Annotated in this window: 5 protein-coding genes; 3 read left to right on the top strand and 2 right to left on the bottom strand. The window is 74.2% G+C overall.

The window, feature by feature from the left end:
• Positions 1–115 precede the first annotated feature (115 nt).
• Positions 116–1,756: an HtaA domain-containing protein gene (locus ACFXPK_RS12650; protein ID WP_385074538.1), complete on the bottom strand. Its 1,641-nt coding sequence runs from the start codon at positions 1,754–1,756 to the stop codon at positions 116–118.
• 74 nt (positions 1,757–1,830) lie between these two features.
• Positions 1,831–3,420: an HtaA domain-containing protein gene (locus ACFXPK_RS12645; RefSeq protein ID WP_385074535.1), complete on the bottom strand. Its 1,590-nt coding sequence runs from the start codon at positions 3,418–3,420 to the stop codon at positions 1,831–1,833.
• Between the two features lie 179 nt (positions 3,421–3,599).
• Here ACFXPK_RS12645 and ACFXPK_RS12640 point away from each other — a divergent pair, with 179 nt between their 5' ends.
• The 3 genes from ACFXPK_RS12640 (at position 3,600) to ACFXPK_RS12630 (ending at position 6,695) form a co-directional block, all read left to right on the top strand.
• Positions 3,600–4,637 carry a hemin ABC transporter substrate-binding protein gene (locus tag ACFXPK_RS12640; RefSeq protein ID WP_385074532.1) on the top strand — a complete coding sequence of 346 codons (1,038 nt, stop codon included), beginning with the start codon at positions 3,600–3,602 and terminating at the stop codon, positions 4,635–4,637.
• A 166-nt stretch (positions 4,638–4,803) separates the two neighbouring features.
• A complete protein-coding gene (locus ACFXPK_RS12635) occupies positions 4,804–5,817 on the top strand; it encodes a FecCD family ABC transporter permease (RefSeq protein ID WP_385074580.1) in 1,014 nt (337 codons plus the stop codon).
• Positions 5,814–6,695, top strand: coding sequence for a heme ABC transporter ATP-binding protein (locus ACFXPK_RS12630; RefSeq protein ID WP_385074530.1), 882 nt, complete (start codon positions 5,814–5,816; stop codon positions 6,693–6,695). The genes ACFXPK_RS12635 and ACFXPK_RS12630 overlap by 4 nt, the downstream gene beginning before the upstream one ends.
• The last annotated feature ends 14 nt before the right edge of the window (positions 6,696–6,709 follow it).

Genomic DNA, 6,709 nt, shown 5'->3' with positions numbered 1-6,709 from the left:
GCGCACCGGGGTACTGGGTACTGCGCACTGACTACCGTCCCCACCGGGCAGGGGCGCACCCCCCGGGGACGCTTTTGGGCCCGGGGGCTTTGGGCCTTCCTCGCTCCAGGGGGAGTTAGGCCGTGGGCTCCGCCTGGGCCGAGCCCCGGCGGCGTGCCACGAGGACCGCCGCCGCGCCCGCCGCCGCGATCGCGCCCGCCGCGCCGAGCAGGGCGCCCGCGGGGAGGCCGGAGCCGGTGGAGGCCAGGGCGCCGCCCGTGCCGCCGCCGACGGTGGCGCCGCCCACCGTGCCGCCCGTGGTGCCCGTACCGCCGGTCGTACCGCCTGTCGTGCCGCCCGTCGTGCCGCCGCCGGTGGTGCCCGACGTACCGCCCGTGGCGCCGCCCGTCGCGCCGGGCAGGTGCGCGTCGGCGTCGAGGGAGACCGAGAGGGTCAGCGGGTCGAGGGCCGTGTTCTCCGGGTACATGCCGCCGAACGCCTTGGTCCCGTCGGCGGTGAGCGTCGCGGGAACGGCGCCCAGGGTGAGCACGCCGTCCTGCGCGGCGGGCAGCGTGGCCGGTACGTCCAGGGTGGCGAAGGTGAGGCCCTTGTAGGAGGAGACCTTGTGCGTCTCGCGGTCCTTGGTGGAGACGTCCGCGACGAGGGTGCCCTTGCCGTCCTCCACCTTCACCTGGAGACCGCTGAGCCGCAGGTCGAGCACGTACGTACCGTCGGACTCCTGGTGGCCCAGGAAGCGGACCGTACCGCCGAGCGAGGCGTCGAGGGTCCCCGCGTCCGCGTCGAAGTCGCCGGTGGCCTTCGGGAAGCGGTACGCGGCGCCGCCGGGCTGGGTGGCGCCGTCGCCGAGTTCGACCTTGCCGGAGGCGATCGGGCCGGTGATGTACGACCGGAAGGACTCCTTCACGCCCCAGTCGAGGTTGCCGTCGACGATCGCGCCGTCCTCGGCGGACGGGTCCGGCGCCGGGGTCGTGGCGCTCGGTCCGGCCGTGGGCCCGGTGGACTGGGTGGGTCCGGTGGTCGGCGCCGTCGAGGTGGGGGGAGTCGTCGGGGTCGGCGTCGGGGTGGGGGTCGGGGTGGGCGTGGGGGTCGGTGTGGGGGTGGGCGTCGGGGTGGGAGCCGTCTCGTACCCGACCGAGAGGGTCGCCTTGTCCAGCTCGGTTCCTTCGGCGTACATCCCGTTGAACGCCTTGGCCCCGTCGGCGGTCAGCGTGGCGGGGATGTCCTTGAAGACCATCGTGCCGTTTGCGTTCTCGGGGCTGATGCCGGTCAGATCGATGGCGGCCAGCTCGATGTCGTCCTGGGTGGCGCCGTTGAGGGTGACGTCGGCCTCGATGGCGCCGGTGGTCCCCGAGGTGACCAGTCTGATGTCGGCGATCTTGATGTCGAAGCCGTGGGCGGCGGAGGAGAAGCGGACGGCGCCGTCGAACTCCGCGGCCACGGCGCTGCTCGCGGAGTCGTACGTGCCCGCGCCGCCGACGAAGGTGAACGGGCCGTTCCCGGTGGCCTGGGTGGCGCCGTCCGACGGCGTGATGGTGCCCGCGGCGATGCCCGTCACGTACTTGCGGAAGGACTCCTTGAGACCCCAGTCCAGGGTGCCGTCCTTCAGGACGACGTCCGGCGCGGCGGCCGGGGCCGCGGCCCGCGCGGCGTCCTGTCCGCCCGACGCGAGCGCCGGGAGCGTGAGCACGGTCGCGCCGAGGGTGACCGCCGTCGCGATGGCGGCGGCGAGAGCGATGGGGCGGCGGTTTGCTGCCATGGGCGGGGCTCCTCGATGGGTGTGAGGCGGGAGTGCACGTATGTACGTGCGAGACGTGTGGGGGAGGCGGGCCGTCAGGAGGGATCCGACGGGCCCGGGGAACCGGTGGAACCGGAGGAACCGGCAGGACCAGAAGAATCGGCAGGACCGGAGGAACTGGAGGCGTCGCCCTGCGCGTTGGCGGCCCTGCGCCTGCGCGTCACGAGGACGGCGAGTCCGGCGGCGAGCGCCACCCCCGCGCCGATCGCCGTGTACGTCCCCGCGCCCATGGAGGACGCGGACGGAGCGGAGGAGGCGGACGGCCCGGTCCCGGCGTCGGTGGCCGCGGCGGACTCCGTGCCGGACGGCGTGGGCGTCGCCGTGGCGGTCGACGTGTCGCTGCCCAGGTCCGGCAGGGCGGGGAGCTTCGCCTTCGCGTCGACGGTGACGGCGAGCGAGACGGGGTCCATCTCCGTACCGGCCGGGTAGAGGGAGCCGAAGCTCTTCGCGCCCTGCGCGGTCAGTTTCGCGGGGGTCTCGGTGAGGGCGGCGAGGCCGTCCTTCGGGGTGAAGTCCCCGGCCGCGAAGGTGACGAGGGGGACGGCCTCGCGCGGCGGGCTGCCCTCGGCCGCGTCCGTGACATCGGCGAAGAGCGTGCCCTTGCCGTCCTTCACCACCACGGCGACCTTGCTCAGCGTCAGATCGAGCCGGGTGCCGGTGAAGCGGACGCTGCCCGCGAAGTCGGCGTCGAGGGTGCCCGTCTTCGCGTCGTACGTGCCCTTGCCCCGCGGGAAGCGGAAGAGCGCGCCGCCGTCCTGGGCGCCGTCGCCGAGCGTCCACTTCCCCTGGGCGATGGAGCCGGTGACGTACTCGCGGTACGTACGGCGGACGCCCCAGTCGACGGCCGCCTCCCTGAGTGCGGCGGACGCGGACTCCTCCGGGGTCCTGGCGCCCTTCTCCTTCTCCTCGCCCTCCGGCGAGGACGACGACGGCGGCGGCGGCGTCGTACTCGGCGCGGCGGCGACGTCCACGGAGAGGCTGACGGGGTCGAGCGCCGTACCGGCCGTGTAGTACCCGGCGAAGGCCGTCGCGCCCTGCGTGGTCAGCGTCGCGGGGACGTTGCCGAGGGCGACCGGCGAGGAGCCGCCGCGCATGTCGATCCCGGAGAGGTTCAGGGAGGCGAACGGGACCTGGGAGGACGTGGTGACCTTGCCCGAGCCCTTCGCCTTGCTGACCATGTCGGCGTGGAGCGTGCCCTTGCCGCCGGAGATCCGCACGGTGGGACGCGAGAGGGTGAGGTCGAGTTCGTACGAGCCGTCGGACTTCTGGTGGCCGACGAACCGTACGCCGCCGGAGAACCCGGCGCTGAAGGCGCCGCTGTCCGGGTCGTACGCACCGGTCGCCGAGTGGAACCTGAACTGGCTGCCCACCGTGGCCGCTCCCCCCGTCAGGCCCCAACTGCCCTGCGCGATGGGCCCGGTGACATAGCCGAGGAAGGAGGACTTGATGCCCCAGTCCAGCCTGCCGCCCTGCACCGTACGGTCCGCCGCGTGCGCGCCCGCGGCCGGAAGCAGAGCCACCGGCAGCGCCATGAGGAGCGCGACGAGCAGGGCGACGGGGAACCCGCCGGGGTATCCGGCGAAGAGCCCGGCGCGGAAGGCGCGTACGGGTCTGAAGGACAGCATGGGGTCACTCCCGCATCTGGACTCCGGACGTGGAACAGCCCGAGGTCTGGCAACAGAGGTAAGGCTAACCTAAGCTACTTCAAGCCTGTGCCGGAACCCTTCCGTCACAGAAGCCTCGACACCGGAATCCGCGCCGGCCCCCGGAGAAGCGGACTCCCCGAAGAAGGACGGTGCACTCCGTGCGCAGATCACGCCTGGCGGGTGCGCTCGTCTCCGTGCTCACCCTCGCCCTGGCCGCCACCGGTTGCGGCGGAAGCGGCGCGGACGGTACGGGAGCGGGCGGCGGCAAGGGCGGTACGGAGCAGCGCGCCGCGCAGGCGGCCGGGGCCGCCGACCGGCTGGAGCCGCTGACGGCGAGGCCCGAGCCCCGGCTGCCCGTCACCGTCTCCTCGGCGGACGGCAGGAAGGTCACCGTCACCTCCACCGACCGGATCGTGCCGCTCACCGGATCGCTGAGCGAGATCGTCTTCACCCTCGGCCTCGGCGAGCGGGTCGTGGCGCGCGACATCACCGCGACGTTCGAACAGGCCGCGAAGCTGCCCGTGGTGACGCGCGCCCACGACGTCTCCGCCGAGGGCGTCCTCTCGCTCAGGCCCACCCTCGTCCTCGCGGACACCACCACGGGCCCCGCCGAGGCCATCGGGCAGATCAGGGCGGCGGGCATCCCGCTCCTCGTCGTCGAGCCGGCCAAGGGCCTCGCCGACGTCGGCGAGCGGATCGACGCGGTGGCCTCGGCGCTCGGGGTCACGGCGGCCGGCACGGAGCTGAAGGAACGTACGGAGCGGCGGATCGCCGCCGTACAGAAGGGCGTTCCGGCGCGCGAGGGCGAGCGGAAGCCGCGCGTGGCCTTCCTCTACCTGCGCGGTTCGGCCTCGGTCTATCTGCTCGGCGGCGCCGGCTCCGGGGCGAGTTCGCTGCTGGAGGCGGCCGGCGCGGTCGACGCGGGCAAGGAGTCGGGGCTCACCAAGGACTTCACCCCGATCACCAGCGAGGCCCTGGTGAAGGCCGCGCCCGACGCGATCCTGGTGATGACGAAGGGGCTCGCGTCGGTGGACGGGCTCGACGGCCTGGTGAAGATCCCGGGCGTCGCGGAGACCCCCGCCGGGATGGACCGCAGGGTCGTCTCCGTCGAGGACGGGGTGCTGCTGAACTACGGCCCGCGGACCGACGAGGTGCTGAAGTCGATCGTCGGACAGCTCTACGCGGGCGAGAAGTGACGGGACGGCACGAGACGTGACCACCGGTTCCACCGCGCGCACCCCGGAGGCGGGGAAGGCGCCGAGCCTTCCGCCGACAGGCACAGGCAGCGACACCGACACAGGCACCGGCACGAACACGGACCCGAGTGCCTCCCCCGGTGCGCGGCGGCGCCCCGGGGCCACCGTGCTGCTCACCGCCGGGCTCGCGGGCGGGCTCGTCGTCCTCTGTCTGCTCTCCGCAGGGATCGGCGCGTACGACATCCCCCTCGGGGACGTCCTCGCCTCCCTCCAGCACCGGGTGGGGCTCGGCGGCGCGCCGCTCGACCGGGTCGGGGAGAGCGTCCTGTGGAACGTACGGCTCCCCCGTGTCGCCCTGGCGCTGCTCGTCGGCGCGTCGCTCGGCTGCGCGGGCGCGCTGATGCAGGGGGTGTTCGGCAATCCGCTCGCCGAGCCGGGCGTCATCGGGATCTCGTCGGGCGCGGCGGTCGGCGCGGTCGCCTCGATCGCGCTGGGGCTGAGCTTCCTCGGCAACTGGACGGTGACGGTCTGCGCGTTCGTCGCCGGGCTCGGGACGGTCCTGCTGGTGTACGCGCTGTCCCGTTCCGGCGGCCGTACGGAGGTGGTCACGCTCATCCTCACCGGCATCGCGGTCAACGCGTTCGCGGGTGCGCTGATCGGGCTGTTCATCTTCTTCGCGGACAACGCGCAGATCACCCAGATCACCTTCTGGCAGCTCGGTTCGCTGGCCCAGGCGACCTGGCCGAAGGTGCTCGCGGTGCTGCCGTGCGCGGTGGCCGGGCTGGCGGTCGCGCCGTTCTCGGCCAGGAAGCTGGATCTGCTGGCGCTCGGTGAACGGCCCGCGCGTCATCTGGGCGTGGATGTCGAGCGGCTGCGGATCCTGCTGGTGCTGGTGGTCGCGCTGCTGACCGCGGCGGCGGTCGCGGTGGCCGGGATCATCACGTTCGTGGGGCTGCTGGTGCCGCATCTGCTGCGGATGGCGCACGGGCCCGGCCACCGTTTCCTGGTGCCGGGCAGCGCGCTCGGCGGGGCGCTGATCCTGGTGGCGGGCGATCTGGCGGCCCGTACGGTGGCGGCGCCCGCCGAGCTTCCGCTGGGGGTGCTGACCGCGCTCTTCGGCAGCCCGTTCTTCTTCTGGCTGCTCCGCAGGACCCGTCGTAGGCAAGGTGGTTGGGCATGAGTCTGCGTACCGCGGTCGGTGGACTGTTCGCCAGGCGGGGGCGCGCGCTGCCCTCCCCCGTGGCCCCCGGCGCCCCCGTCGCGGAGGTGTCCGGGCTCCATGTGCGGCTCGGGCAGCGCGAGGTGCTGTCCGGGATCGAGCTGACCGCGCGGGCGGGCGAGGTCGTCGCCCTCGTCGGGCCGAACGGGGCCGGGAAGTCCACCCTGCTCGCCGCGCTCGCCGCCGATCTGCCGGCCGACCGGGGCACCGTACGGATCGACGGGCGCCCCGTGCGGGAGTGGGCCCCGGCCGAACTGGCCCTGCGCCGCTCCGTGCTGCCGCAGGCGGCGACGCTCTCGTTCCCCTTCCCGGTCGAGGACGTCGTACGGATGGGCCGGGCGCCCTGGGCCGGGACCGTACGGGAGGACGAGGACGACGAGGCGGTCGCGGCGGCGATGGCGGCCACCGAGGTCGCCGGCTTCGCCGCCCGCCCCTTCTCCGCGCTCTCCGGCGGCGAGCGTGCCCGGGTGGCGCTCGCGCGGGTCCTCGCCCAGCGCGCCCCGCTGCTCCTGCTCGACGAGCCGACCGCCGCGCTCGACCTGCGCCACCAGGAACTCGTCCTGCGGCTCTGCCGGGAGCGCGCGGCGGCGGGCGACGCGGTCGTGGTCGTCCTGCACGATCTGGGGCTGGCGGCGGCCCACGCGGACCGTACGGCCGTGCTCCACGACGGGCGGATCGCGGCCGAGGGGCCGCCCGCCGAGGTCTTCCGCGACGCACTGCTGAGCCGGGTCTACCGCCAGCCCGTGGAGGTCCTGCCGCACCCCAGTACCGGCGTCCCGCTGATCGTGCCCAAGCGTCCCGGCCGACCCGCGGGTCCGCTCCCCGCACCCCGTCCTTGACCCCTGCTTTGCCC

Source organism: Streptomyces sp. NPDC059142, from assembly GCF_042755665.1.
In the GTDB taxonomy this organism is placed as follows: domain Bacteria; phylum Actinomycetota; class Actinomycetes; order Streptomycetales; family Streptomycetaceae; genus Streptomyces.
The sequence above is the reverse complement of the archived record's forward strand: the minus strand, read 5'-3'. Positions and strand labels throughout refer to the sequence as shown.